This window comes from Mesorhizobium sp. LjNodule214 (assembly GCF_964252735.1).
Classification (GTDB): Bacteria; Pseudomonadota; Alphaproteobacteria; order Rhizobiales; family Rhizobiaceae; genus Mesorhizobium.
On record NZ_CAXUPE020000001.1, the window covers coordinates 2,332,917 to 2,357,252 of the forward strand.

Sequence of the window (24,336 nt, forward strand, 5' to 3'; positions counted from 1 at the left end):
GTCGACAAGGTGGCTCGGCCTCATCGACAGGTATAACCGCCGTCGATGGGCAGCGAAATGCCGGTGATCATCGAGGTGATCACCGACGAGGGCATCTCCCAGGACGCGCTTTCGTCCTTGCGCTCCGCCGAGCGCAAAGTGACGGTGGTTAGCACCAGCGGCTTGCCGGCTTCAAATCGTTCCAGATTGTGATGCCGCCACGCGCGAACCTGCACCAATCACGTCGCCTTGCCGACCGCTGCCTCCGGTTCCATCTCGCCTTCTGAAATATCGTCGAACGAAGCGTAGTTCATGTTGTAGAGGCGGGCGTAGAGGCCCTTTCTTTCCATCAATTGCTCGTGGTTGCCACTTTCGACGATCTCGCCGTTCTGCAGGACGATGATGCGGTCGGCGCCGCGGATGGTGGCCAGCCGATGGGCGATGACCAGCCCGGTGCGGCCTTCGAGCAGCTTTACCAGCGCCTTCTGGATCAGCATCTCGGTGTAGGAATCGATACTGGCCGTGGCTTCGTCAAGCACCAGGATCTTGGCGTCCGCCACCAGCGCCCGCGCGAAGCTGATCAACTGGCGCTGGCCGAGCGAGAGATTGCCGCCGCGCTGTTCGAGTTCCGTGTCGTAGCCATCAGACAGATGCTCGATGAAGTCGTGCGCGCCGACGGCTTGAGCCGCGCGCACCACCTCCTCTCGGCTGGCGCCGGTCTTGTGATAGCGGATGTTCTCCAGCACCGAGCCGGAGAACAGGAACGGCTCCTGCAGCACCATCGCCACCTGCTCGCCGAGCGAATCCTGCGTCAGGTCGCGGACATCATGCCCGCCCACCAGGACCTGACCCGACCACACATCGTAGAAGCGATGCACCAGCGCCATGGAGCTGGATTTGCCCGATCCGGTCGGGCCGACCAGTGCTACGGTCTCGCCCGGATTGACACGGAAGGAGATGTTCTTCAGCACCGGCAGGTTCTGCCTATAGCCGAAGGTGACGTTCCTGAACTCGACCGAGCCGTCCATGTCGCGCGACAGTCTAACCGCTCCGTCCTTGTCGCTGACGTCCACCGGCACATCGAGCACTTCGGAGATGCGCTGGCCCGAAGCCATGGCGCGCTGCATGACGCTGTACTGCATGGTCAGCGAGCGGATCGGGTCGAAGAAGCGCTGGATGTAGAACAGGAACGCCACCATGACGCCAACGTCGAGGCTGTGCGACAGCACCATCGAACCACCGACGACGATGACCGTCGCCATGGCGATGCCGGTCAGCGTGTCGACGATCGGCACCATCACCTGCGCATATTTCGCCGACCGAAGATGGGCACGGAGATTGGCCAGCACCTTCTCGTCATAGAGGTCGAAATTGACGTGCTGGCGTTCCAGGCTCTGCACCGTGCGCACGCCATGGATGCCTTCGGCCAGCGCGCCGTTGGCGATAGAGTTGGTTTCGTGCGCCGCCATGAAGGCGACCTTGGCGCGCGGCAGCCAGAACAGGCGCACGATGAACAGCACCGGCATGGTCGCCAGCGTCAGCAGCCCGAGCCGGAAATCCAGCCATAGCAGCACGCTGACGATGCCGAACAACAGCACGATGTCGCCGACCGACATCACCGATGTCTCGAGGAATTCCTGCATCGAATTGACGTCGCCCTGCAGGCGAGACATCAGCCGGCCGACCTCGGTCTTGTCCATGAAGCTCAACGATATCAGCTGCAAATGGCTGAACATGGCGCGGCGCAGGTCGGACAGCACGTTTTCGGCCACCTTGCCGACGACGCTTTCCTGCACATAGCTGGCGCCGTAGTTGATGAGGATGATGACCGCGAAGGCGCCGGTCGCCCAGACCATCACCGAGCGGTCGAGCCTGCCTGCCGCCATGCCATGGTCGATGGCGTAGCGGATGACCAGCGGAATCGCCAGCTGCGTCAGCGTGAACACCAGCACGGCGGCGACCGAGATGGAAATCCGGCCCTGATAGGGTTTTACGAAGCTCCAGATGCGCCGCACGATACGCGGATCGTAGGCTTTGCCGAAAACCTCTTCCTCGTCGCGGTGCGAGCCGACGACAGCCTTTGTCGGCCGCCCGCTGGTGTCTTCCTTCTCGTCGTCGTTCTGTGTCGACATCATGCGGCTCCCATGGCCGCTGGCCGGTCGTCTTCCGGCCGAAGCTGCAGGTCGTGGAGCGCGCGATAGCGTCCACCCAGCGCCAGCAGTTCCTCATGCGTGCCGCGCTCGACGATCCGTCCGCCCTCCACGAACAGGATCTGGTCGGCATGCATCAGCGAGCTCAGACGGTGCGAGATGATGAGCGTCACGCGGTCCCTGGCGAAGCGCTTCATCGCCGCCCGGATGCGCTGCTCGGTGCCGGCGTCGATGGCGGCGGTGGAATCGTCGAAGACCAGCACCGATGGCCGCAGCATCAGGCTGCGCGCGATGGTCAGGCGCTGCCGCTGGCCACCGGAAAGCGATGCTCCGCGTTCGCCGACGACCGTGGTGTAGCCCGCGGGAAGTCCGATAATGTAGTTGTGCAGCTGGGCGTATTCGGCGGCCTGTCCGATGCGGGTCTCGCGCGCCCACGGATTGCCATAGGCGATGTTGTTCTCGATCGAGGTGGTGAACAGGAACGCATCCTGCTGCACGACGCCGACCGCCTTGCGCAGCGACTGCAGCGTGACCTTGCTGATGTCCTGGCCGTCGATGGTGATCGCGCCTGAGGTCACGTCGTAGAAGCGCGGGATCAGGTGCGCGATGGTCGACTTGCCGCTGCCTGGCGGGCCGACGATGCCGATGGTCTCGCCGGACCTGGCCTCGAAGGAGATGCCGGACAGCGTCGGGCGGCTAGCGCCCGCATAGCGGAAGCCGACATTGTCGAAGCGCAGCACACCGTCGGTGACGACGAGGTCCTTGGCATCGGGTGCGTCCTCGATATCGAGCTCGGCATCGAGCAGCTCGAACAGCCGCGTGCCGCAGGTCGAGGCACGTGCGAACGAGTTGACCATCAGGCCGAGTTGGCGCACCGGCATCTGCAGGATGGTCATGAAGGTGAGGAATTGGGCCAGCGTGCCGACGCTGATCTGGCCTGCAATCACCTTCTGGCCGCCGAACCACAGCACCAGGCCCATGGCGGCCAGGAACGAGAAGTTCATGGCGCTGGTGTTGCTGACGCGGATGTCGACGCGCTCGGTGGCCAGGTCCAGCGCATCCTGCTTGGCGCGGTCGAATTTCTCCAGCTCGTGCCGTTGCGCCGCGAAGGCACGCACCACGCGGATGCCGCCGAGGTTCTCGTCCATCACCCGGCTCAGTACCGACAGCCGCTGCTGCAGCGTCAGCCAGGTGCTCCGCAACGCCAGCTGGGTGACCGAGGATCGCCAGGCGACGAACGGCACGAAGCTCAGGCTGAGCAGCCCGAGCACGAGATCGGTGCTGATCAGCAGATAGGCGCCGACGCCGATCAGCACGCCGAGCAGGACCACGCGCAGGATGCCGGTGGAAAAGAACATGCGCACGCCGTCGAGGTCGAGCAGGCCGAGCGTGATGAGATCGCCGGTATGGACCCGGTCGTGGAAGGAAAAGCTCAGGCGCTGGATCTTCTCGTAGAAAGCCAGGCGCAGTTCATAGCCGGTCTGATGGCCGACGGCCTCGCCAAAGTAGTTCTGCGCCATGGTGAAGAGACCGCGCAGGATGCTGACGACGAGCAGCGTCAGCGCCGTGTTCCACAGCGCATGCTCTGCCGCGGCGCCGGCACCCGCCGCCATCACGCCTTGCGCCTGATCGATGGCGCGTCCCAGCAAGCGCGGAATGAAAAGCTGCAGCGTCGCGGCGATGAACGTCGAGGCGATGGTGATCGCGACCTGCCAAGGATGGCGCAGCGTCATGCGCACGATGCGGAGCAAGGTGCTGAGGCCCTTGCCCCACGAGGCTTCGGCCACATGGGCAAACGATTTGCCGCGCTCCGGCGCGCCGCCGATGGCTTGCGTATTCAAGGAAAGTATCCAGACCAATCCGAGCATTAGCTCGGACGAATGAAGCAGACTCAATTAGATAGCGGGATGTTACGCTTGCCCGACTTGACCGTTCAAGGGCCAATGGCGGCATCGCACTGTGCCTGGCGATCGCGGACGAGAACTGTCGAGGATCGACTGGGGCACTCTATGCTGAGGTGTCCAGGTGCACGCGCTTATGCGGCATCGAGCCGCCCGCGAAGGGATTTTCGGGGGCCGCCGTCCTACCAGCATGTAAATCCGGCATCGACAGGCACGACGGCGCCGGTCATCAGGCTGGCCGCGTCGGAGGCGAGGAACAGCACGGCGCTTGCGACTTCATGCGCCTGTCCCATCCGGCCCATCGGCGTGTCTCGCAACCAAGCCTCGATCCGCGTCTTGTTCTCTGGGATCGCCAGAACCATCGGCGTTTCGATGTAGGTCGGCGCGACCGCGTTGACGCGCACCCCATGCGGCGCCCATTCGGCGGCGATCGAGCGCGTCAAGTGATGGACGGCCGCTTTCGAGACGTTATAGGGCGTCTGCGGCTGCGGCCGATTGCAAATCGTGCCGGACATCGATCCGAGATTGACGATCGAGCCATGCCGGGCGGTGATCATGTGCCTGCCGAAGGCGCGGCAGCACCGGAAGACGCCGTTGACGTTGACGTCCATCATCCGCAGCCACAGTTCGTCGTCCACATCCTCCAGTGAAATGCCGCTGCTGCCGATGCCGGCATTGTTGACGAGGATCGAAGCCGGCGTGCCACGGCCAGCCAGCATGTCGGCAATCTCGGTCACTCTTGCCGACGATGTCACGTCGCCGATCACCAGTTCGGCCTTGTGACCTTTCGCGATCAGCTCATCCCTTCCGGCACTGCCGACCTGCTCGTCCGGTTCGATGATCACCAGGGAAGCGCCGGCCTCGCCAAGCGCATCCGCGCATGCGAGGCCAATGCCGCGGCCACCGCCGGTCACCACGGCGACCTCGTTGTCCACCCTGAAACGAGCCTGGTACATGGTCCTCCTCCCAATTCCGATGCCGACTTGCCGTGCTGTCAGATATCGAAGTTGGCCGGCAGGATGACGACGTCCCGGATCGTTACCGTGCGCGATCGCGTCAGCATGAAAACCAGGACCTCGGCGACTTCCTTCGGGTCGAAAAGGGTCCCCGCGGCGATCGCCCGGTCGAGGTTCTCCTTCGGCCAGTCTTCGACGAGGGGCGTCAGCACCGGCCCGGGGGCGATCGCACCGACACGGATGCCGTGTTTCGCGACCTGCCGCCTCAGCGCGTGGACGAACGCCTGAACCGCGTGCTTTGAAGCGGTGTAGATCGGCTCCCACGGCACGGCCGTGTGGCCGGCAACGGAGCTGGTGACGACGATGTCTCCCGTGCCGCGTTCGATCATGTGCGGCAGGACCGCATGAACCGTTCGGAATACGGCATTGACGTTCAGGTTCAGCATCCGGTCAAAGGCGTCCGGATCGCCGTCCGTAAAATCGCCGCCGATATAGGCGCCGGCATTGGCGTGGAAGGCATCGAGCTGGCCGGCCTTGTCCAGAATGGCCGGCATCATGCCCGCCACGCTTTTTGGGTCGGTGAGATTGACCACCAGCGGGATCGCGTTGGCGCCCAGTTCCGCCGACAGGCTCTGCAGCCGATCCTCGGCATAGTCGACAAGAACGACGCGTGCCCCCGAAGAAAGACAGGCCTTGGCGCAGGCCAGGCCGATACCGGACGCCGCACCGGTGATTGCTATGACTTTTCCCGACAGATCCTGACCCATCTCAATCCTCCAATCTATCTGTTTGGCCGCGCACGGCCGTGTCCAAACCTGTGTCGTCCGCTCTCAACGTGACGCCCATTGGCCAACCATTGCGCCGCCCTCGCCAGGTCTCCGAGCAGGTCGGTCATCGGACGTTTTTCGGGGTCACGGCGATGAACTCGTCAAGCTGCTTGCGTGACGCGGCACCCTCCATCGGGCCTTGCATGGTGACGTTGCGAGCGCCCGCGGCATTGGCATATTCAAGCGCCTGGAACGCAGGCATGCCGAGGCGCCGGCAAGCAACGTAAGCGCCGCCGAAACAGTCGCCGGCGCCCGTCGGATCCACCTCGGCAACCCTGAACGCCGGACAATCGAGCCGCGAGCCGTCGGCGCCGAAAAATGTCGATCCGTGTTCGCCGCGCTTGAGCGCGATCTCCGTCACGCCACGGGCAAACAGAGCGGCGACCGCGGCGGCCTCGCCTTCGACGCCAGCTGCCACGAACAATTCGTCGCCGGAGGGCAGGACAAGGTCGGCGACATCGATGAGCCTGGCGAAGCGCTCCCGCGTCTGTCCGTGGCCGAGCAACTCCTTGCGCAGATTGGGGTCGAGGGAAACGGATCCGCCGCGCTGCTTGATGGCGCCGATGGCATGATCCATCATCTCCCAGACACCCGGGATGGCAAGAGCTGTACCCATGACGTGCAGGTGTCCGGCCCGCGCGAACAGCGCCTTCGCCTCAGCCGTCAGGCTGACCAGGGCGGCCGCGGATTTTCCGATGTTGTAGACGAAGTCGCGCGAGCCGTCGTCGCGATAGCGGACGAACGCGCTTCCGGTTGGATAGTCAGGGCTGACCGAGATGGCCGATATGTCCGCGCCGTCGGATCGAAGCCGTTCGATGTTGAGGCGGCCGAAATCATCGTCGCCGACCGAGGCGACAATTGCCGCCGAGCCGCCGATCTTGGCGCATTGATCGATGAAGATCGCCGGCGCGCCGCTGGGGTAGGGGCCGATGAGTTCGATTGGTTCGAGGAAACCGTCGCCACGGCTTTTCGCCATGATCTCCACCAGGATCTCGCCGATGACGACAGTCGGCCCGAGTGTGTCCGCTGCGAGCTTGGTCTGATTTGAAATCGCATCCGTGGGCATCGGCTGGCTCGGCTGTTGGGCACGTCGATATCGGAGAGCGCGCTTGCCGCAGGTCTCGCGGACGCGCTCGCTGATACTGGCAGCAAACGGCGGCCTGAGACGGGCCACGATGGAATGCGCTGTTATTCCTCCAAATAGCACGTTATGGACATTTGTATGCTTATGCAACATATTAATCGGGTCGAGAGTTTGCGGTGATTGGTGCGCGGTCGCTTTTGCAGCGGCTTCACAATGGCGCCAATCGCCCTTCGTCTGCCTCCGGCTCTTCGAGTTCCGCCGTATCGTCGGCGAAACGCTGGCTCTCCAGAGACAGATAACGCTGGTGCAGCATGCAGGCTGCACCGAAAGCGGAACCGACAGTTCCTTCATCGTTCACCGTGATCGATGGGAAAGGGAAACTGGATTCCTGTATGGCGTGGATATGTGCGGCCACCCTGGCCGCCATCAGCGGATAGAGCGCGGCGACCGAACCGCCCAGCACGATCCGGTCGGCGTCGATGATCCGGCAGGCCTGCACAAGCCCCGTTGCCAGGGCCTTTGCCCACTGCTCGGCGATGGAGACGGCGCTGGGCAGCCGATCCTGGACATCGGCCAGGAAGTTGCCGAATGCCGGATGGCTGAGGGCGGAGGTCTTGCGGTATTCGCCCATGATGGTTTCAAGGCCGATCAGCTGTTCCAGATTGCGGCGCGGACCTGGCGCGTCGCTGATGATCAGGTGCCCGATCTCGCCCGCCAGCCCGTTGGCGCCGCGAAAAAGATTGCCGTCGATGATGATGCCGCCGCCGACGCCGCTCTCCATCACGAGAAACAGCGTCACGCCTGAATGCGCCTCGCTGCGCCCGTAGGTCGCGCCGATGGCGAATGCGTTGGCATCGTTCTCGGCAAGCACCGGAACGCGCAGCGGCAGGACGTCTCGCACCAGCTCGGCGAGATGAACGTTTCGCCAGCCGAGAAGCGGCGCCAGGCGGACCAGGCCGTGCTTGTCCATCTGCGCCGGCGTCGAGACGCCAAAGCCTTCGCATCGCTCCAGTTTCGACGCCGGAATGGATTGGAGAGCCAGGCTTACCGCGCGATCGACCGCAGCCTCGACGCTGATCGACGGTCCGTCGAACGGTTCCACATTCGTCGAAACGATGTTGGTTCCGAGATCGATCTCGACCGTGCTGATATGTTCGACGCCGATCTCCACACCAAGGAAGAATATGGCATCCGGCACCAGTTCCAGCATGATGCCGGGGCGGCCGACCCGGGCATAACCCGGTTGTTCGGGCGGATCCTCGATGGCTTCGCGCACCAGACCGTCTGCCGTCAGGCTGGCGATGATATGCCCCGACGAAGAGCGGTTAAGGCGCAATTTGCGTGCGAGTTCGGCTCGGCTCAGTCGTCCAAACTGGTGAAGGGCTCTCAGAGCCGCCACTTCATTGCTTTGTCGAATTCTGCGATGCGAACTGGCGGTCAACGCCGGGTCATTCACGTAGGTCTCTCCAGGCTACCTGCGGTCCGCCAGCTGCAAGCGATCGCAAGCCGTCATTTGGTACACGCCGCTCAAGCGTGCGGCAACTGGGACTCGTGGAGGCTGCCCATCCGCAGCCTATGGACGGGCGTTCGTCGTTCGCCGGCGAACCGCCTCCTGCATTTTCAGGTCGATGAAGGCCTTGGCGTGCTTTGCCAGCGGCATGTTCTCGGTCCAGGTATCGCGCCAGATCGCGCATGCCAGCGAAAGACCTTCGTCGACCACGGCGCTGGAGAACGATTCGAAGGTAATGTCGCGCTGGTAGCCGATATCGAGCAGGGCATCGAAGATGCGATCGAAATCGATCACCCCGTCGCCGAGGTAGCCGCGATTGCTTTCGCCTATGTGAAAGTAGCCAATCTTGTCACCGACCAGACGAATGGCGGCCGCCGGGTTCGCTTCCTCGATGTTCATATGAAACGTGTCGAGATGGAGCCTTACGTGATCGGAGCCGGTGGCCTTGATAAAGTCGAGGCCTTGAGCCGCTGTGTTCAGGAGGTTCGTCTCGAACCTGTTGACGACCTCCAGCACCAGATCGACGCCGGCCGTCTTTGCCGCTTCGGCCGTCCTGGCAATGGCGGCAATGCTGTTCTTGCGGCCGCGATCGCTTGGCATGGTCGAATATTTCGTGTGGGCGGAATAGAGAATGCCGCCAAGCTTGGTGCCGCCGATATCTCGGACGGCCGCGACCGCGCCCGCGAGCAAGTCCGCGCCGGCCTTGACGACGGCAGCATCCTCGCTCGACACGTCGGCGCTCAACGGAAGGCCCATCGTGACGGCGATTTCGAGGCCGAGCGCCTCAGCCTTCTTCGCGAGGCGGTCGAGGTCGAATTTTTCGGGCCGCAGATACGCGAACTCGATCAGCTGATAGCCGCAGGCAGCAGAATTCTCCATCGCCTCCTCGAGCATGGCCTGGGTGCCGCCGCCGGTCCAAACGAATGAATGAATGCCCAATCTGCGCATGTGCAGCAGCTCCTCCACGACGCAATCTATGTTGCATAGCACAACAAAATAGCCAAACCAGGTTCATGTCAAGAGTCATACGAAGCGCGCAACGGTTCAGTCGGTTTCCGCTTTTCATACAAAAATGATTGACAGCTCAACGGAAAGCTCTAATTTGTCTTATTAAGCAACATATAAGTCTGGCAAAAGCACCAGACGCATTGGAGGAGGATCCATCGAGCCGGCGCCTTGAGCGCGCGGTACCTTGTGTCTTGTTTTCGCCTGATGGCATCGTTCAATGTATTTTGTTCGGTGGCCAGTGCGCACTGAATGACCTGCAAGGCCTGTGAAGATGGATCACCGTCCGTCAATGACGGTTTTCGATAAGCCCCGGGCAAGTAGGCGAAGGAGGCGTCGGCCTGCCGCCGAGGGAGGAGCCCTTGTCAAAGAGCCAGGGGAGACCGCGGATCAAGCGGTCGTTGCGTTACCGGGAAGGAGCCACTCAATGAAGCCCGCTCTGAAGATCGTTCCGGACTTCGAAATGATCATATGTCCGCCGGCGGAATCGTTCCGCTGGAGCACGCATGACTATCCGTTCTTCAAAGCCAAGTGGCATTATCATCCGGAATACGAACTGCACCTGACGCGAACGACTTCGGGCGTCATGATGGTGGGAGATCATATCGGGGAATTCGCACCAGGCTGCCTGGTCCTGACCGGGCCGAACGTCCCGCACAATTGGGTCAGCGATATTGAACCCGGGAAGACAATTCGCAATCGCGACATGCTGATCCAGTTCAGCCGCGAATGGGCCGATCGGGTCACCGGCTTCTGTCCTGAACTCGGAACCATCCGGCCGCTCTACGACGAGGCGGTCTACGGAGTGGAGTTTCGCGGGGCCACCGCCCTCGCAGGGCAGCGACTGCTCGCACAGATCGGCGCTGCCCAAGGTGCCGAACGTGTGGTGCTCTTTCTGCAATTGATGATCACGCTTGCCCGCAATCCTGGCGACCGCCGCAGGCTCTCGCGGCTGGCGCCCACCTCCGCGCAGGCGGAATTGCCGCCGGAACTCGACGTGGCAATGCGCTATGTTCTGGACCACTACAGCGACGATATCGACCTGCCGTTCGTTGCAAGGCTCTGCGGGCTGGAACCGCAAGCATTTTCACGTTTCTTCAAGCGGCAGACAGGTCACACCTTTGCCCGTTACGTGATCCTAGCGCGCATATATGCAGCCTGCTCGCTGCTGACGCAGACTTATCGGCCGATCACCGACATCTGCTTCGAAGTCGGGTTCAACAACGTCGCCAATTTCAACAGGCAGTTCTTCAAGATCTGCGGGCGCACGCCGTCGGACTACCGGCGCAATGCCCACAAGATCGGGACTGAGGCGCGCGCCGATCCGTTCAGGGAGATCCGCGCCTGGTCAGGCAGCGCGCGCGCAGTCGGCGAAAAAGTATAGATCGCCTGCAAACCACGCGTGGCACGGGGAGGTATCCCGGCACTAAGTTCATCGGAATGCCCGGGGGAGCGAGGCCGCAGGCAGAACAAATTCGCGAACGCCGGAGGATCCGTGTCGCTGAGCTTCATCTCAGGCACCGGTCGGGGAGGATGTCTTTGCGGGAACCACAGCCGCCGTTTCGTTGCCTGGAAGGCGTCACGTCGCGGCAAGCGCTGCGTCATGGCAATTGCACTACCGGCAGGGATTGGCGAATGGCGCCACGATCGGCTGGTCGGACGCGCGGCGGAGCCACTGCATTCGAGCGCGTGGACTTGGATTTGCCTCCCAGGGCCGGCACCCGGGGAGTTCTCTTTCCGGGTGCCACTTTTCCGGGAGGACGGACCGGCGCGCATCGGCCTGCAACGGGTTTCAGCCATGTCCGGGTGGCCAGGAGGTGCCGTTCCTGAAGGGGCAGGAACACGGCGATCGCAGAATTGACGACTGACAGTCAATGTTTTGTTGGAGGAGTGAAAAATGAAACATGAACTCAGAATGGGCCTTGCCGCATTGGCAGTCGGCCTAATGACCAGCGTGATGCCCGCCAAGGCCGATTTCTGGTCGGATGCCGGTGCGAAATACAAGGGTGTCACGCTGCACGGCGTGACCGAAAGCACGCCGCCTTCGAACTACATCAAGGACGTTCTTGCCCCCGCTTTCGAGAAGGCGACGGGCATCAAGGTGGAAATCGAGACCACCTCCTGGGACCAGATGTACGACAAGGCGATCAAGGACATGGAAGCCAAGACCGGCATCTATGACATGGTCTATATCGAGCAGGACATCATCTACGCCTACCTTGCCCGCGACTTCCTGGTCGACATCACGAAATCCCTGAAGGACGACCCGTCGCTGAAGGCGCCGGAATACGACGAAACGCATTTCACGACATTTGCCAACTATTTCAAGAATGCCGACGGCGATCTTTTCGGCATTCCGATGGAAGCCTTCATCAAGCTCTATCTGTACCGGACCGATCTGTTCAACGATCCGGCGATCAAGGAAGCCTTCAAGAAGGAAACCGGCAAGGACCTGGTGCCAGCCAAGACCCATGAGGAATACACGCAGATCGCTGAATTCTTCACCAAATGGGGCAAGGACCACAATCTGGAACTGTGGGGCACCACCGCGCAGGCGCATACCGGCCACCCGGCTTCCTGGTATGAGTTCTTCGAGTCGATTGCGCCTACGTTCGGTGTCTACAACTGGGGTATCGACGCTTCGAAAAACTACTCGGCGTCGGTCGCCAATGGCGGCACGATGAACAGCGACAAGGCAAAAGCCGCGCTCAAATACTGGCTGCATCTGCGTGACATCGCACCGCCGGAATCGCCGGCCAGCACATGGACCGAAGTCGGCACCACCTTCGCGGCGGGCCGCGCGGCACAGGGCCTGGTCTACGGCGAGAACGCGGCCTGGATTGCTGCCGACGCAGAAAAGTCGAAGGTCGTGGGCAATGTCGGCGTCGCCCTGCCACCGCTGGCACCGGGGGTCATGGAGGATGCGGAGGCCGGCAAGGGCTATATCGGCTACTATGACGGCGGCGCCTTCGGCCTTCCGGTCACCTCGAAGAACAAGGAAGCCGCGCTGCTGTTCCTGCAGTATATCGGCCAGGACTCGGTCCAGGGCGATTGGGCGGTGGCAGCACCCCGCATCACCAACACGGCAACCTACGACGATCCGAAAGTCATCGAGATGGATAAGAAGCTCAACGGCTACTACACCATGCTCAAGAACGATGGAAAGCTGTTTGCCGGCGCACCGCCCTATCCGTTCCATGCGCAGGTGCGTGAAGCCACGGCGCCCATCTTCTACAAGATCCTGCTGGGCGAGGTGTCGTCCGACGATGGGCTCGACCAGATGGCTGCAGCCGCCGAGGCGGAGCTGAAGAACCTCGGCTACCGCAAGTAGCTTCGCGAACCTAAAATTCGGGCCGCCGTGAAGCGGCGGCCCGAGTGTATTTTCGCCGCCGCAAGAATGTCGCGGACAATGCGCCGGCCAGGGAGTGGTTTCATGCGATCAAACAGAGTGGGATGGCTGATGCTCGCCCCGACGATTGCGATCCTGGGGATCTTCGGCATCGTCCCATTTCTGTACGTGCTCTATGTGGCCTTCCATCAATGGAACCCATTCGGCGCAAATCCCTACATGATCTACAACGGCGCCGACAATTTCCGCCGTCTCGTCTTCGACAACGAGTTCCTGACCTCGATCGCGTTCACGCTGAAGTTCGCCTTCTTCGCCGTCGTCAGCGAAGTCATCCTTGGCTATCTTCTGGCCCAGCTGTTCATGCGCGAGTTTCCAGGCCGGGGATTGTTCCGCACCATCCATACGCTGCCGCTGATCGTGGCGCCGATCGTCGTCGGGTCGGTTTGGCGCCTGATGACGACGCCCAGCATCGGCATCATCCCGTACCTTTTGAAATCCTGGTTCGGCTACGACCTCAATATCGGTCGTGACGCGACCATGGCCTTTGCGCTGACCGTGATCATGGATATCTGGCACTGGACGCCGCTGGTGACGCTGACGTTGCTTGCCGCACTGGTTTCGCTCCCCAAGGAGCCGTTCGAACAGGCCCAGATCGACGGGGCCAACAAATGGCAGATCTTCTGGCACGTCACCTTGCCGATGATCCGCCCGGCGATCCTGGCGACGGTCTTCATTCGCCTTATGGACGCGCTGCGCACCGTCGACGAAGTGTGGATGCTGACCGGTGGCGGCCCCGGCGCCGCGACGCGGTATCTCGGCCTGCACATCTGGAAGATCGTCTTTCCCAAGACCGACTACGGCTACGGCTCGGCCACGTCGATCATCGTCCTGTACCTCACTCTGGTGATGTGCTGGCTGCTCTATGTCGCCCTTGTCGCCCGGCGCGACCAGAAGAGGCCATCCTGATGCGCGCCAACAGTCCGGTTCTCTCCATCCTGCTGTGGACCTCGCTCAGCCTGCTGACGCTGTTCCCGATCTACTGGCTGTTCGTGATCTCGGTAAAGCCGGCGGTCGAGCTGTTCACCACGCCAAGCGTGCTGCTCGAGACCGTTTACTGGAAGAACTACGTCAAGGTCCTCGGCGACGACACGTTGCGCCGCTACATGTTCAACTCCATCGTCATCTCGACCGGCAACGCGGTGCTGGTGACCGTTCTTGCGTTCATGGCCTGCTACGCGCTGTCGCGCTTCGATCTGGCCGGCAAGGAGAACATCTTCTTCTGGACGATCACCAACCGCATGGCGCCGGCCGCGGTGTTCCTGCTGCCCTTCTTCCTGCTCTTCACGCAGGTCTTCACCATTGGCGACTGGAAGCTCTACGATACGCGCACGGGCATGATCCTGCTCTATTGTACTTTCAACCTGCCTTTCGCCATCTGGACGCTCAGGCCGACGATCGATGCAATCCCCAAGGAACTGGACGAGGCGGCAACCGTCGACGGCGCCACGACCTGGCAGGTGATCCGCGAAGTCATCTTTCCGCTGGCGCGGCCCGGCCTCGCCGTCACCCTGATCCTGACCTGGGTGTTCGCCTGGAACGAATTCCTGCTCGCTGCGACGCTGACCAGTTTCAACGCGCGCACCATCACCACCGGCCTGTCGGAATATGTCACGACGACCGGAACCGAATGGGGCACGATGGCGTCCATTGCGATCATCACGCTCGTCCCGGCCCTGCTGATCTTCTCGGTTGTGCAGCGGCACATCGTGGCCGGTCTGACCTTTGGCGCAGTCAAGGAGTAGGCCCATGGAGCACATGGTCGATCTTGACGAGGTGGACGACGAAGCCAACACCATCGTCGCAAGCCCGCAACGCACCGGTTTCCTGCCGATCGTCACCAACTGGTTCGACCGGGTTTTTGTCGGCATCTATCTGTTCGTTGCGCTCGAACTGTTCTGGATGCGCTTCCTCGAACAGTCGATCCCGTTGTCGGTCTGCCATGTCCTGGCGATCGTATTGGGCGTGCTGATCGTCTGGCGTGGTTAGGGCGGAGACAAGAGGAGGGAACGCAGGCTCATGAAGTCGCTGGTGCTGGAAGAAAAGCTGAAACTGTCGCTGCGGGATTTCCCGATCGAGCGCGAGGAGGTGCTCGGCGCTCGCGACGTGCGCATCAAACTGCACACCGTCGGCATCTGCGGCTCGGATGTCCACTATTATACGCATGGCGGCGCCGGCATCTTCCAGGTGAAGGCGCCGATGATCCTTGGCCATGAGGCGTCCGGCATTGTCGTGGAGACAGGTGCCGAGGTGACGTCGCTGAAGGTCGGCGACCGCGTCTGCATGGAGCCGGGCATTCCCGACCCGAACAGCCGCGCGACGCGCATGGGCCTGTACAATGTCGATCCGGCGGTTCGTTTCTGGGCGACGCCGCCGATCCACGGCGTTCTGCGGCCGAGCGTCGTGCATCCGGAGAACTTCACCTTCAAGCTCCCCGACAACGTTTCGTTCGCCGAGGCGGCCATGGTGGAGCCGCTGGCCGTCGGCATCCATGCCGCCACCAAGGCGCAGGTGAAGCCGGGCGATATCGCACTGGTGATGGGCGCCGGGCCGATCGGCCTGGTCACGGCACTGTCAGCGCTGGCGGCGGGCTGTGCACGGGTCTTCGTCTCGGACGTGGACGACAGCAAGCTCGAACTCGCAGCGAAGCTCGGCTCCATCACGGCCGTCAATGTCGCGCGTCAGGATCTGGCCAAGGAAATTCTGGCCGCAACCGATGGCTGGGGCGTCGAGATCGTGTTCGAATGCTCCGGCAGCCCGCGCGCCGCGGAAGGCATTTTCGATGTGCTCTGTCCGGCCGGCCGGGTGGTGTTCATCGGCGTGCAGATGCACGACATCAAATACGACGTCGGCAAGGCGATGGTGCGCGAAGCGCGCGTCGAGCATGTGTTCCGCTATGCGCATGTCTTCCCGCGCTGCGTTGCCATGCTGTCCTCCGGCGCGATCGACGTGAAGCCGCTGATCACGCGCACGTTCGAATTCGAAGACAGCGTTCGCGCGTTTGAGATCGCCGCATCCGCCCCAAAAGGCGAAGTGAAGATGCAGATTGCCTTGCCGCAATAGAGGGGATGCAAGTTGGCTGAGGTTACCGTCAGGAATATCGTCAAGCGTTATGGCAGCGCACAGGTCATCCATGGTGTGAATGTCGACATCGCCGATGGCGAGTTCGTTATCCTCGTCGGCCCGTCCGGCTGTGGCAAATCCACCCTGTTGCGCATGATCGCCGGTCTCGAAGCCATATCGGGCGGCGAGATCAGCATTGGCGGCCGGGTGGTGAACGATGTGCTGCCGAAAGACCGCGACATAGCGATGGTGTTCCAGAACTATGCGCTCTATCCGCACAAGAACGTCGCCGACAACATGGGCTTCTCGCTCAAGATCAAGGGCAGGCCGAAGGCCGAGATCGACGCCAAGGTGAAGAAGGCGGCCGAGATCCTCGATCTCGGCAAGCTGCTCGACCGGTTTCCAAAACAGCTGTCCGGCGGGCAGCGCCAGCGCGTGGCCATGGGGCGCGCCATCGTGCGCGACCCACAGGTCTTTCTGTTCGACGAGCCGCTGTCCAATCTCGACGCCAAACTGCGTGTTGCGATGCGCGTCGAGATCAAGGAACTGCATCAGCGCCTCGGCACGACGATCGTCTATGTCACCCATGACCAGATCGAGGCGATGACCATGGCCGACAAGATCGTGGTGATGCGGGACGGCAAGGTGGAACAGGTCGGCGCGCCGCTCGATCTCTACGACAATCCGGGCAATGTCTTCGTCGCCGGCTTCATCGGCTCGCCGGCGATGAATTTCATCAAGGGCAAGATCGATTCGAAGGACGGCAGGCAGGTTTTTGTCTCGGACACCGGTTCCGTGTTGCCGGTCGAGGAGGGCAGGGCAGAGCGCGGGCAGCCGGTCATCTACGGCATCCGCCCCGAGCATATCGACATCGCGCCCGACGGTTTGCCGGCAACGGTTTCGGTTCTGGAGCCGACCGGCTCCGAGACGCAGATCTTCGCCAGGTTTGGCGAGGACGCCATTGACGCCATCGTCAAGGACCGGCTCACCGTCCGCCCCGGCGAAGAGGTAAGGTTGAAAATCGATCCGCGCCGGGTCCACATCTTCGACAGGCAAAGCGGCGCGCGCTTGTGATTTGTTGCCATCCGAAGCGACTGGCCCGGACCTGACTTGCCGGGCCGAGTTCGGTAACGTCCGACGCTAGATATTCCGGCGGCGGGCGGTACCTCGCACCGGACCGTCGCTGCCTTTCGGCCGCGTCGCGATGAGGCCGGCCTCGATGGACCTGAGGAGTGCGATCGCATCGTCGAGCCTGCTGGCGTCGCCGCCGGCGGCGGCGGAGACGGCGTCGCCCCACTCTTTGCGCACCAGGGCGTAGTTGTCGGCCCCGCGCCGCGTGCGGTGGACGCTGACGCCCCGGCGATCATCCGCATCGACATGGCGCTCGATCAACCCCTTGCCTTCCAGGTCACGCAGCACCGTGGAGACATTGGTGCGCTGCAGCCCCGTGGCGGCCGCGATCTGGCTGGGCGTGGCCGAGGCGTGCGCCACCAGATGGCGCATAACCATGCCCTCTGATTGCGAAAGCAGGAACGCCCGCTCATCCCGGTAGCCACGGAACTGGATCTCGCGGGCAATGATGAGGATCAGATCGGCCAGATCCGCCCACCGAATGGCCGTGGGTGGGGTTTTGCGTGCGGATGAATCACCGTCGGTTTTCATACCGCGGGAGTTTACAGCCTCCTATCCGGTATGTATATGTGCATAATCATTATGTATACATAACTATGTCAGCATACACATCTGGAGACTCGAATGACTCCCGCCTATTCCCCAAACCCGGCCTGGCACTCTCCCCGTTCCATGGCGCGCGCCGGAGGCCTGCACGGGTTCGGCGTCTACGTGCTGCTCGCCGGCGCCTTCCTGCCGATCGCCGACTTCTTCATCGTCAACGTGGCGCTGCCGACGATCGCCGCCTCGCTGAAGGCAACCCCGGCCGCACTTGAGCTGGTGGTGTCTGTCTATGGCGTGGCCTATGCCGCCATGCTCGTTCTGGGCGGCAGGCTTGGCGATCGTTTCGGTCGCCATAGCCTGTTTCTGGTCGGGCTTTCCGGTTTCATCCTGGCCTCGCTGGCCTGCGGCCTGGCACCCACCATCGATGTCCTCATCGCGGCCCGCCTGGTCCAGGGCGCAACGGCGGCCATGCTGGTGCCCCAGGTGCTGGCGACCTTCCAGGCGACGCTGGAAGGCGAGCGCAAGACCCGGGCCATCGCGCTTTATGGCGCGACCTCCGGCATTGCGGCGGTCGTCGGCCAGCTCGCCGGCGGACTGCTGGTCAGCGCCGACCTGTTCGGCACCTCCTGGCGGCCGATCTTCCTGATCAACATCCCGCTCGGCATCATCGTGTTCTTCGCCTCGCGGCTTGTCGTGCCGGCCAACCGCTCGCCGCACCCGGCCGGCATCGACCTGCCAGGCACCGTGCTTTTTGCCGCCACTTTGACCGCTCTTTTGGTGCCGCTGACCGAAGGCCATTCGCTCGGTTGGCCGGCCTGGACCTGGATGATGTTGGCTGCAGCCGTGCTGCTGGCCATCCTGACCGTCATTGTCGAACGGGCGACCGAGGCGCGCGGCGAGGTGCCGCTGCTGCCGCCGTCATTGCTCAAGCTGGCCTCGATGTCGCGCGGTCTCGCCATGATCACGCTGTTCAGCGTCGGCTTTGGCGCCTTCATGTTCGTCTTCGCGCTCACCGTCCAGAACGGACTCGGCGCCAACGCATTCGAAAGCGGTCTCGCCATCCTGCCGATGGCGGTCATGTTCTTCATCGGCTCCATGGTCAGCCCGCGCATGATCAACCGCTTCGGGCGCGGCGCTCTGGCGGCGGGCGGCATCGTGCAGGCGCTCGGCCTGGCCATGCTGGTCGCCATCATGGTTTTGGGTTGGCCGCAGGTGAGCCTGATCGAGCTGGCGCTGCCGCTGGTGCTGATCGGCGCCGGACAGTCGATGCTGTTTTCAGGCCTGTTCCGCGCCGTGCTCGCCGATGTCCCGGCACACCTCGCCGGCGTCGGCAGCGGCGTTTTGATCACGCTGCAGCAGTCCGGCCTGGCGCTCGGGGTCGCAGCCCTCGGCACGCTCTATCTGGCGCTGGAGCCGGCGGGCATTTCGAAGGCCTTTGGCATCGTCATCGCAAGCCAGTTCGCGATCATCGTCCTGCTGGTGCTGGCCACCGGGCTGCTGCCCCGCTTCACCAGGCACCAGGTCAGCGCCCATCCGGTGGAAATGTGATTCCTCGGCGCGCCCGGGCGATCAGCGTCATGCTCGCCCGCGGCCGTCGGCCACGACGCAGCCGCTCGGCGGGTCTTTGCCGTTCAGCACCGCGATCACGCATTGCGCCGTAACCATGTTGGTGCGCGCCAGTCCTTCGACCGAGGAAGCCGCTGAATGGGGCGAGGCTACGACGTTGGGTAGCGCGACCAATTCGTCTGACACGGACTTATAGCCGGGGTCGGTCTCGCTCAAAAAGACATCGAGGCCGGCCCCAGCGATCCTGCCGCTTTTCAGCGCCTCGAGAAGATCCCGATCCTCGACCAGGCCGCCCCTTGCCGTATTGATCAGGACCGCGGTCTGTTTCATCAGCGCCAGCGTGTCCTTGTTGATCAGCTTGCGCGTCGTCGGCGAGAGCGGGGCATGAAGGCTGACATAGTCGCTTTCGCGAAGCAGCGTATCGACGTCGACATAGGTGATGCCGTTCGCCTCGGCATAGGCTTTGTCCACGGACGGAGCAGACACCAGGATACGCGCTTCGAAGCCCTTGAGCCGCTGGACCACATTGCGACCGATGCGGCCGAGGCCGATCAGGCCGACCGTCTTGCGGTACAGATCCGAGCTGATCAATATCGTCCAGTTGCCGGCAATCATGTTCATCTGTGTTTCGCGCAGTCGTCGGCCGACGGCCAGCATGAGGCCGAGCGCGTGGTCGGCCACCGAGGCATCGTTACCCCCGGCCGCGATCGTCACCACGCGGCCGAGTGCGCGGGCAGCCTCGACATCAACGCGCTCGTAGCCGACGCCGCGGCGCGCCACGATCTTGAGTTCGGGCAAAGCCTCGAGCAATTCTCGCGTCACCCGTGCGTGGCCGACGATCCAGGCATCGGCGCCGCTCAGGATACTCGCCAGCTGGTCGTGCGAGAGGTGCCCGTCGCCCTCGACCTTCGAGGCTTCGGCAATGTCGACCTGGCAACCGTTCGCCCGCAGATAGGCGGTCGTTTCGTCGTCGAAGAAGCGCTGGGTGACGACGACGCGAGGGATGGTCATGGGATGCTCCGAAAGTGCCGAGGAAGCGCGCTTGCGCAAGAGACCTCATTTGATCGCCTGCCATGAAGAGACAGGACAGATCAAGTCTGATTGCTTCTTCCGTCAGCCCGCCATCCAGCCGCCGTCCACCATCAGATTGATGCCGGTGACGTAGCTTGCCATGTCGCTGGCCAGGAACAGGGCGGCGCCCGCCACATCGTTCGGACTGCCGAGCCGCGGCCAGGGCGTGCGCTGGCGTGAATAGTCGAGCGCGCCGGGGTCGTTGGCCACGCCCGGCTTGCCGGTGATGATCTTGCCGGGCGCAATCGCGTTGCAGACGATCAGGTCGTCGGCGTGGTCGACGGCGATCTGCCGCGTCATCTGCACGATGCCGCCCTTGCTCACTGAATAGGGAAAATCGCCGGGGCAGGCGACCATGCCGTGCTGCGACGAAATATTGATGATGCGGCCGCGAACGTCGTTGACCGGCGCCTGATCGAGCATCTGCGCGACGGCGCGTTTGCAGCAGTAGAAGAAGCCTGTCAGGTTGACGCCGATGACGCGGCTCCATTGCTCCGGCGAGGTTTCGATGAGGTTGGTGCTGGTGTAGATCGCCGCGTTGTTGACCATCACATCGAGCCTTCCGAAGCGGGCGACGGTCGTGCCGACCAGCGCATCGACCGCGTTCCAGTCGGAAATGTCCGTCGCAATATGTATCGCCGTCCCGCCGCTCGATTCGATCAGTGCGGCGGTGCTCTGTCCACCTTCGATCGGCGTCTCGACGGTGTCGGCGATGACGACGCAGGCGCCTTCCGCCGCGAACTTCAAGGCGATCGCGCGGCCGATGCCGGAGCTGGCGCCAGTGACGATGGCGATCTTTTTCTCAAGCAGGGCCATGGGTCTTCCTCAGCTTTCCCGGTGGACGATCTCTCCCTGCGCCGGGCCAACCAGCCTCTGGTCGCGCACGATCTCGCGGCCGCGCAGGAAAACGTTGTTCAGCCGCGCCTTGACCGTCCAGCCGTCGAATGGCGTGTACGCCGCGCGGGAAACTTGCTCGGCATTCGAGATGGAACTGGATTGTCGCGGGTCGACGATCAAAATGTCGGCGTCGTAGCCGGCGGCGATCCGCCCCTTGCGCCGGCCGAGGCCAAAACGCTCCGCCGGATTGCGCGCGCATAGGCGCACCAAATCGGCAAGCGTGATCAGACCGTCGTCGACGAGTTTCAGCATGGCCTGAAGCAGCGTCTGCAGCCCCGGCATGCCGCCCGGAATGTCGGCGAAAGCCGCGTAGCTGGCGGCCTTTTCGGCCGGAGCATGCGGCGCGTGATCGGTGGCGACGATGTCGATCAACCCTGCGCTGAGTGCCGCGCGCAAGGCATCGACATCCTGCCGCGATCGCAAGGGCGGTGAGCCCTTTAGGCCGGCGCCTTGCGTCTCGTAGTCGTCGGCGCTGAAGAACAGGTTCTGCGGCGTCGTCTCGACGCTGGCATCCGCCCTGTCGCGCAACCGGCTCCAGGCCTCGACGCCCAGTTCCGAGTTGATCTGCCGGACATGGACACGCGTCCCCGTCCTGGCGGCGGCAAGAACCGCCCGCCTGATGCCGCTGGCTTCCGCCTGCGGCGGCCGGCTGTCGAGAAAGGCCGCGATGGTTCCCGCCTGGTTGCGTTCAATGCTGCTGGTCAGCATCGATTGATCGCCCGGCGAGATGCCGATCAGCGTATCGGCGCCGGCGAAATTCCGCAGAGCACCGGCGACCGCATCGAAGGTTGGAAACAGAAACTCTTCCGGCACATCGGCGGTGAACAGTTCGAACGAGACCGGCGCAAAATCGAGCAGCCCGGGAATGAGCGACAGGTCGCGGCTGACCACCGCCTGCAAGCCGACATCGACATGGATGCGGCCTTCGGCCATTGCCATCTTGTCGGCAAGCTGACCGGCGGTGGCCGTCCACGGCTCGTCGGTCGGCATATCGAGCACCGTCGTCACGCCGCCAAGGGCTGCGGCATGCGTGCCAGAGGAAAAGTCCTCCTTGTGCGTCAGGCCTGGCTCGCGCAGATGCGCGTGCGCGTCGACCAAGCCGGGCAGCAGCAGGCAGCCCGTGGCATCCAGAACTGTCTTCCCCTCTGCCCTTTCGCCAGGCGGAATGAGCGCCGCGATCTTGCCGCCGGTGATGCCGACGTCGCGCCGGTCGAGCCCATCGGCGTTGACGACGGTCGCGCCCCGGATCAGCGTCTCGAACATGCCGTCAGCCGCGCCGCTCGAAGCGCGCATGGTTCTCGAGCCAGAAGCGCGCAATGTCCTCGCGCCGCATGAAGGCGGCCGCCGGTTTCTTTTTCACGTGCTCGATCACCTCGCGCAGCCCCGACGCGCGGTTGGGCTGGCCCATCCAGCGGGCGTGGATGCCGATCGTCAGCATGCGGCCGCCGGTCTCGTCCGCTTCGTCGAGCATGTAGTCGATCGCCGAGCGGCAATCCTCGGCGAAGTCGCGCGGATTGCTGTAGCCCGGCGCCACCAGATAGCGGCTGTCGTTGAGGGCCTTGGAATAGGGCACGACGAGAATCTCGGTGCCATGATGGTCGAGGAAATAGGGCAGGTCGTCATTGCAGGGATCGGAGTGGTAGAGAAACCCACCTTCCCGCACCAGCAGGTCGCGCGTGTTGACGCTCGGAAACGAGCGGCAGTTCCAGCCCAAAGGCCGCCTGCCCATCAGTCTCTCGTAGAGCGCGATCGCTTCGTGCAATTGGCGCTCCTCCTCGCTGCGCTCCATCGTCGTGTAGTCGATCCAGCGCAGGCCGTGGCCGAGCAGATCGTGTCCGCGCGCGTTCATCCATTCGGCCACCGCCGGATTGCGCTCCAACGCGACGGCGCAGGCCGAAACTGTGACCGGGATCTGGCAGCGGTCGAACAGTCGCGCCAGCCGCCACACGCCGGCGCGGCTGCCATATTCGAAATGCGTCTCGGTGCCGAGGTCGCGCACCGGCGGGCTGCTGGCGAGATTGTACTCGCCCCAATTGTCGTTGCGGCCGTCCTCGAGCCAGGAGTACTCCGAGCCTTCCTCGTAGTTGAGCACCAGATTGATGGCGAGCTTGACGCCGCCCGGCCAGGTCATGAAAGGCGGGCGCGGACCGTATCCGACGAAGTCGCGCGGCTGCGCATGCTGGAGATCGGTCGGCATCGGCTGTCCTCCTCAAAGTTCGTTGGCGGCGATCCAGTCCATGTAGTCGTGGAAGGCCTGCTTGGCCGGCCTCGGCCGCCACTCCGTGTCCCGCTCGATGCGGGCAAGGTCGTATTCGCCCCACATGCCCGTCTTCAGCGCCGGGTTCATGACGATGTTCGCCGCCTCGGTCGGGCTGACCTCGGCCTTCAGGCCGGGAACGCGTTCGGCCGCCCAGCCGATGAAGTCGCCGACCGTCGTCGTGGTGCCGCTGCCGATGTTGTAGTGCCGGTAGCGCAGGCTTTCGGCATCGAGCAGCGCCATGATCGCCTTGGCAACGTCGCTCGACAGCACATAGTCGCCGAGCGGCTCCAAACTGTTCGGCCGGATCGTCTCGCCGTTGAGCGCCATATGCGCGACGCGGTTCGGCAAATGGCGGACGCTGCGGCTGCCGGTGACGCGGTCCATCGGGCCGTAGACCGACGACAGCCTGACCGAGATGGCGGAAAGACCGAACAGATCGGCGTAGCGGTTGGTGACCATTTCGGCCGCGAATTTCGAGATGCCGTAGAGCGTCAACGGCGCGACATAGCCGTCCTCGGGCAGCGGCTCGCCGTTCCAGTCCGGGCCATTGTGCCGATAGACAGAACCGGAGCTGACATAGACGAAGCGCTTGACGCCGGGACGGCTGCGCGCCCATTCCAGCATGCGCACCGTGCCCATCAGATTGACGTCGACAATCAATGCCGGATCGTGGGCCTCCGGCTGCATCTGCGGGTCGCTCGGGCGCGTATTCGGCGTCACCGTCGCGCCATGGACGATGGCGGTGATCTTGTGTGCATCGAGCACTGCTGCCCAGGCGGACGGCTCCAATATGTCCGCCGTCAGCACGGTCAGGCGGTCGCGCACCGGGGCGAAGAATGTCTCCGCGATCGCGTCGAGCCCGGAACGATCCAGGATGACGGCGCGGGCTTGCGGATCGCGGTCCAGCCATTCGCGTGCGACCACGCTCATGACAAAGCCGGTGCCGCCGGTGACGAGCAGCGTCATGGGAACTCCTGTGAAATTGAA

At 63.2% G+C, this 24,336-nt stretch carries 22 protein-coding genes; 8 read left to right on the forward strand and 14 right to left on the reverse strand.

All coding sequences use genetic code 11. The features are described from left to right. Positions 1-20: 20 nt before the first annotated feature. The 8 genes from ACSQ3Z_RS10915 to ACSQ3Z_RS10950 form a co-directional block, all read right to left on the reverse strand. Entirely contained in the window at positions 21-218 is a 198-nt protein-coding gene (locus ACSQ3Z_RS10915; RefSeq protein WP_436171277.1) for a hypothetical protein, read from the reverse strand. Then, the gene (locus tag ACSQ3Z_RS10920; RefSeq protein WP_436171897.1) at positions 219-2,111 is read right to left on the reverse strand and encodes an ABC transporter ATP-binding protein; all 1,893 of its coding nucleotides are present in this window, start codon (positions 2,109-2,111) and stop codon (positions 219-221) included. Continuing rightward, a complete protein-coding gene (locus tag ACSQ3Z_RS10925; RefSeq protein ID WP_436171278.1) occupies positions 2,111-3,997 on the reverse strand; it encodes an ABC transporter ATP-binding protein in 1,887 nt (628 codons plus the stop codon). Before ACSQ3Z_RS10925 ends, ACSQ3Z_RS10920 begins: the two co-directional genes overlap by 1 nt. A gap of 215 nt (positions 3,998-4,212) precedes the next feature. Continuing rightward, on the reverse strand, positions 4,213-4,986 hold the full coding sequence (locus tag ACSQ3Z_RS10930; protein ID WP_436171279.1) for an SDR family NAD(P)-dependent oxidoreductase: 774 nt from the start codon (positions 4,984-4,986) through the stop codon (positions 4,213-4,215). Positions 4,987-5,024: 38 nt separating this feature from the next. Beyond that, a complete protein-coding gene (locus ACSQ3Z_RS10935) occupies positions 5,025-5,753 on the reverse strand; it encodes an SDR family oxidoreductase (protein WP_436171280.1) in 729 nt (242 codons plus the stop codon). Between the two features lie 124 nt (positions 5,754-5,877). Continuing rightward, positions 5,878-6,879 carry a tagatose kinase gene (locus ACSQ3Z_RS10940; protein ID WP_436171281.1) on the reverse strand — a complete coding sequence of 334 codons (1,002 nt, stop codon included), beginning with the start codon at positions 6,877-6,879 and terminating at the stop codon, positions 5,878-5,880. A 226-nt stretch (positions 6,880-7,105) separates the two neighbouring features. Then, positions 7,106-8,353, reverse strand: a complete 1,248-nt coding sequence (locus tag ACSQ3Z_RS10945) for an ROK family transcriptional regulator (protein ID WP_436171282.1) — start codon at positions 8,351-8,353, stop codon at positions 7,106-7,108. Positions 8,354-8,470: 117 nt separating this feature from the next. After that, positions 8,471-9,355, reverse strand: coding sequence for a sugar phosphate isomerase/epimerase family protein (locus tag ACSQ3Z_RS10950; RefSeq protein WP_436171283.1), 885 nt, complete (start codon positions 9,353-9,355; stop codon positions 8,471-8,473). Positions 9,356-9,704: 349 nt separating this feature from the next. Between ACSQ3Z_RS10950 and ACSQ3Z_RS10955 the strand changes: the two genes are divergently transcribed. The 7 genes from ACSQ3Z_RS10955 (at position 9,705) to ACSQ3Z_RS10985 (ending at position 16,955) form a co-directional block, all read left to right on the forward strand. Then, positions 9,705-10,796, forward strand: coding sequence for a helix-turn-helix domain-containing protein (locus ACSQ3Z_RS10955; RefSeq protein ID WP_436171284.1), 1,092 nt, complete (start codon positions 9,705-9,707; stop codon positions 10,794-10,796). 531 nt (positions 10,797-11,327) lie between these two features. Beyond that, the gene (locus tag ACSQ3Z_RS10960; RefSeq protein WP_244425997.1) at positions 11,328-12,743 is read left to right on the forward strand and encodes an extracellular solute-binding protein; all 1,416 of its coding nucleotides are present in this window, start codon (positions 11,328-11,330) and stop codon (positions 12,741-12,743) included. Positions 12,744-12,845: 102 nt separating this feature from the next. Beyond that, positions 12,846-13,727, forward strand: a complete 882-nt coding sequence (locus ACSQ3Z_RS10965) for a carbohydrate ABC transporter permease (RefSeq protein ID WP_436171285.1) — start codon at positions 12,846-12,848, stop codon at positions 13,725-13,727. Continuing rightward, positions 13,727-14,563: a carbohydrate ABC transporter permease gene (locus ACSQ3Z_RS10970; protein ID WP_436171286.1), complete on the forward strand. Its 837-nt coding sequence runs from the start codon at positions 13,727-13,729 to the stop codon at positions 14,561-14,563. Before ACSQ3Z_RS10965 ends, ACSQ3Z_RS10970 begins: the two co-directional genes overlap by 1 nt. Before the next feature lie 4 nt (positions 14,564-14,567). Further along, positions 14,568-14,807, forward strand: coding sequence for a DUF2160 family membrane protein (locus ACSQ3Z_RS10975; RefSeq protein WP_436171287.1), 240 nt, complete (start codon positions 14,568-14,570; stop codon positions 14,805-14,807). Positions 14,808-14,837: 30 nt separating this feature from the next. Then, positions 14,838-15,881 carry an NAD(P)-dependent alcohol dehydrogenase gene (locus ACSQ3Z_RS10980; RefSeq protein WP_436171288.1) on the forward strand — a complete coding sequence of 348 codons (1,044 nt, stop codon included), beginning with the start codon at positions 14,838-14,840 and terminating at the stop codon, positions 15,879-15,881. A 12-nt stretch (positions 15,882-15,893) separates the two neighbouring features. Next, positions 15,894-16,955, forward strand: a complete 1,062-nt coding sequence (locus ACSQ3Z_RS10985) for an ABC transporter ATP-binding protein (RefSeq protein ID WP_436171289.1) — start codon at positions 15,894-15,896, stop codon at positions 16,953-16,955. 66 nt (positions 16,956-17,021) lie between these two features. On the opposite strand, the gene ACSQ3Z_RS10990 is transcribed toward ACSQ3Z_RS10985, so the two are convergent. Next, positions 17,022-17,543 (reverse strand): MarR family winged helix-turn-helix transcriptional regulator, encoded by a 522-nt coding sequence (locus tag ACSQ3Z_RS10990; protein WP_436171290.1) that lies wholly within the window; start codon positions 17,541-17,543, stop codon positions 17,022-17,024. 93 nt (positions 17,544-17,636) lie between these two features. Here ACSQ3Z_RS10990 and ACSQ3Z_RS10995 point away from each other — a divergent pair, with 93 nt between their 5' ends. Then, a complete protein-coding gene (locus ACSQ3Z_RS10995; protein ID WP_436171291.1) occupies positions 17,637-19,103 on the forward strand; it encodes an MFS transporter in 1,467 nt (488 codons plus the stop codon). Positions 19,104-19,130: 27 nt separating this feature from the next. Here the strand turns inward: ACSQ3Z_RS10995 and ACSQ3Z_RS11000 are convergent, their stop codons facing one another. The 5 genes from ACSQ3Z_RS11000 to ACSQ3Z_RS11020 all read right to left on the reverse strand — a co-directional run bounded on the left by ACSQ3Z_RS11000 (position 19,131) and on the right by ACSQ3Z_RS11020 (position 24,315). Next, positions 19,131-20,132: a phosphoglycerate dehydrogenase gene (locus tag ACSQ3Z_RS11000; RefSeq protein ID WP_436171292.1), complete on the reverse strand. Its 1,002-nt coding sequence runs from the start codon at positions 20,130-20,132 to the stop codon at positions 19,131-19,133. 102 nt (positions 20,133-20,234) lie between these two features. After that, entirely contained in the window at positions 20,235-21,008 is a 774-nt protein-coding gene (locus ACSQ3Z_RS11005) for an SDR family NAD(P)-dependent oxidoreductase (protein ID WP_436171293.1), read from the reverse strand. Between the two features lie 9 nt (positions 21,009-21,017). Continuing rightward, complete coding sequence (locus ACSQ3Z_RS11010; RefSeq protein WP_436171294.1) at positions 21,018-22,382, reverse strand: dihydroorotase; 1,365 nt, start codon at positions 22,380-22,382, stop codon at positions 21,018-21,020. Further along, a complete protein-coding gene (locus tag ACSQ3Z_RS11015; protein WP_436171295.1) occupies positions 22,357-23,286 on the reverse strand; it encodes an allantoinase PuuE in 930 nt (309 codons plus the stop codon). The genes ACSQ3Z_RS11010 and ACSQ3Z_RS11015 overlap by 26 nt, the downstream gene beginning before the upstream one ends. Positions 23,287-23,298: 12 nt before the next feature. Then, positions 23,299-24,315: an NAD-dependent epimerase/dehydratase family protein gene (locus ACSQ3Z_RS11020; protein ID WP_436171296.1), complete on the reverse strand. Its 1,017-nt coding sequence runs from the start codon at positions 24,313-24,315 to the stop codon at positions 23,299-23,301. Positions 24,316-24,336 lie beyond the last annotated feature (21 nt).

Bases quoted from the DNA above. Each gene is read 5' to 3' on its own strand.
- ACSQ3Z_RS10920 (WP_436171897.1), bottom strand. From the start codon at position 2,111: ATGTCGACACAGAACGACGACGAGAAGGAAGACACCAGCGGGCGGCCG.
- ACSQ3Z_RS10925 (WP_436171278.1), bottom strand. From the start codon at position 3,997: ATGCTCGGATTGGTCTGGATACTTTCCTTGAATACGCAAGCCATCGGC.
- ACSQ3Z_RS10930 (WP_436171279.1), bottom strand. From the start codon at position 4,986: ATGTACCAGGCTCGTTTCAGGGTGGACAACGAGGTCGCCGTGGTGACC.
- ACSQ3Z_RS10935 (WP_436171280.1), bottom strand. From the start codon at position 5,753: ATGGGTCAGGATCTGTCGGGAAAAGTCATAGCAATCACCGGTGCGGCG.
- ACSQ3Z_RS10940 (WP_436171281.1), bottom strand. From the start codon at position 6,879: ATGCCCACGGATGCGATTTCAAATCAGACCAAGCTCGCAGCGGACACA.
- ACSQ3Z_RS10950 (WP_436171283.1), bottom strand. From the start codon at position 9,355: ATGCGCAGATTGGGCATTCATTCATTCGTTTGGACCGGCGGCGGCACC.
- ACSQ3Z_RS10955 (WP_436171284.1), top strand. From the start codon at position 9,705: ATGACGGTTTTCGATAAGCCCCGGGCAAGTAGGCGAAGGAGGCGTCGG.
- ACSQ3Z_RS10960 (WP_244425997.1), top strand. From the start codon at position 11,328: ATGGGCCTTGCCGCATTGGCAGTCGGCCTAATGACCAGCGTGATGCCC.
- ACSQ3Z_RS10965 (WP_436171285.1), top strand. From the start codon at position 12,846: ATGCGATCAAACAGAGTGGGATGGCTGATGCTCGCCCCGACGATTGCG.
- ACSQ3Z_RS10970 (WP_436171286.1), top strand. From the start codon at position 13,727: ATGCGCGCCAACAGTCCGGTTCTCTCCATCCTGCTGTGGACCTCGCTC.
- ACSQ3Z_RS10975 (WP_436171287.1), top strand. From the start codon at position 14,568: ATGGAGCACATGGTCGATCTTGACGAGGTGGACGACGAAGCCAACACC.
- ACSQ3Z_RS10980 (WP_436171288.1), top strand. From the start codon at position 14,838: ATGAAGTCGCTGGTGCTGGAAGAAAAGCTGAAACTGTCGCTGCGGGAT.
- ACSQ3Z_RS10990 (WP_436171290.1), bottom strand. From the start codon at position 17,543: ATGAAAACCGACGGTGATTCATCCGCACGCAAAACCCCACCCACGGCC.
- ACSQ3Z_RS10995 (WP_436171291.1), top strand. From the start codon at position 17,637: ATGACTCCCGCCTATTCCCCAAACCCGGCCTGGCACTCTCCCCGTTCC.
- ACSQ3Z_RS11000 (WP_436171292.1), bottom strand. From the start codon at position 20,132: ATGACCATCCCTCGCGTCGTCGTCACCCAGCGCTTCTTCGACGACGAA.
- ACSQ3Z_RS11005 (WP_436171293.1), bottom strand. From the start codon at position 21,008: ATGGCCCTGCTTGAGAAAAAGATCGCCATCGTCACTGGCGCCAGCTCC.
- ACSQ3Z_RS11010 (WP_436171294.1), bottom strand. From the start codon at position 22,382: ATGCGCGCTTCGAGCGGCGCGGCTGACGGCATGTTCGAGACGCTGATC.
- ACSQ3Z_RS11015 (WP_436171295.1), bottom strand. From the start codon at position 23,286: ATGCCGACCGATCTCCAGCATGCGCAGCCGCGCGACTTCGTCGGATAC.
- ACSQ3Z_RS11020 (WP_436171296.1), bottom strand. From the start codon at position 24,315: ATGACGCTGCTCGTCACCGGCGGCACCGGCTTTGTCATGAGCGTGGTC.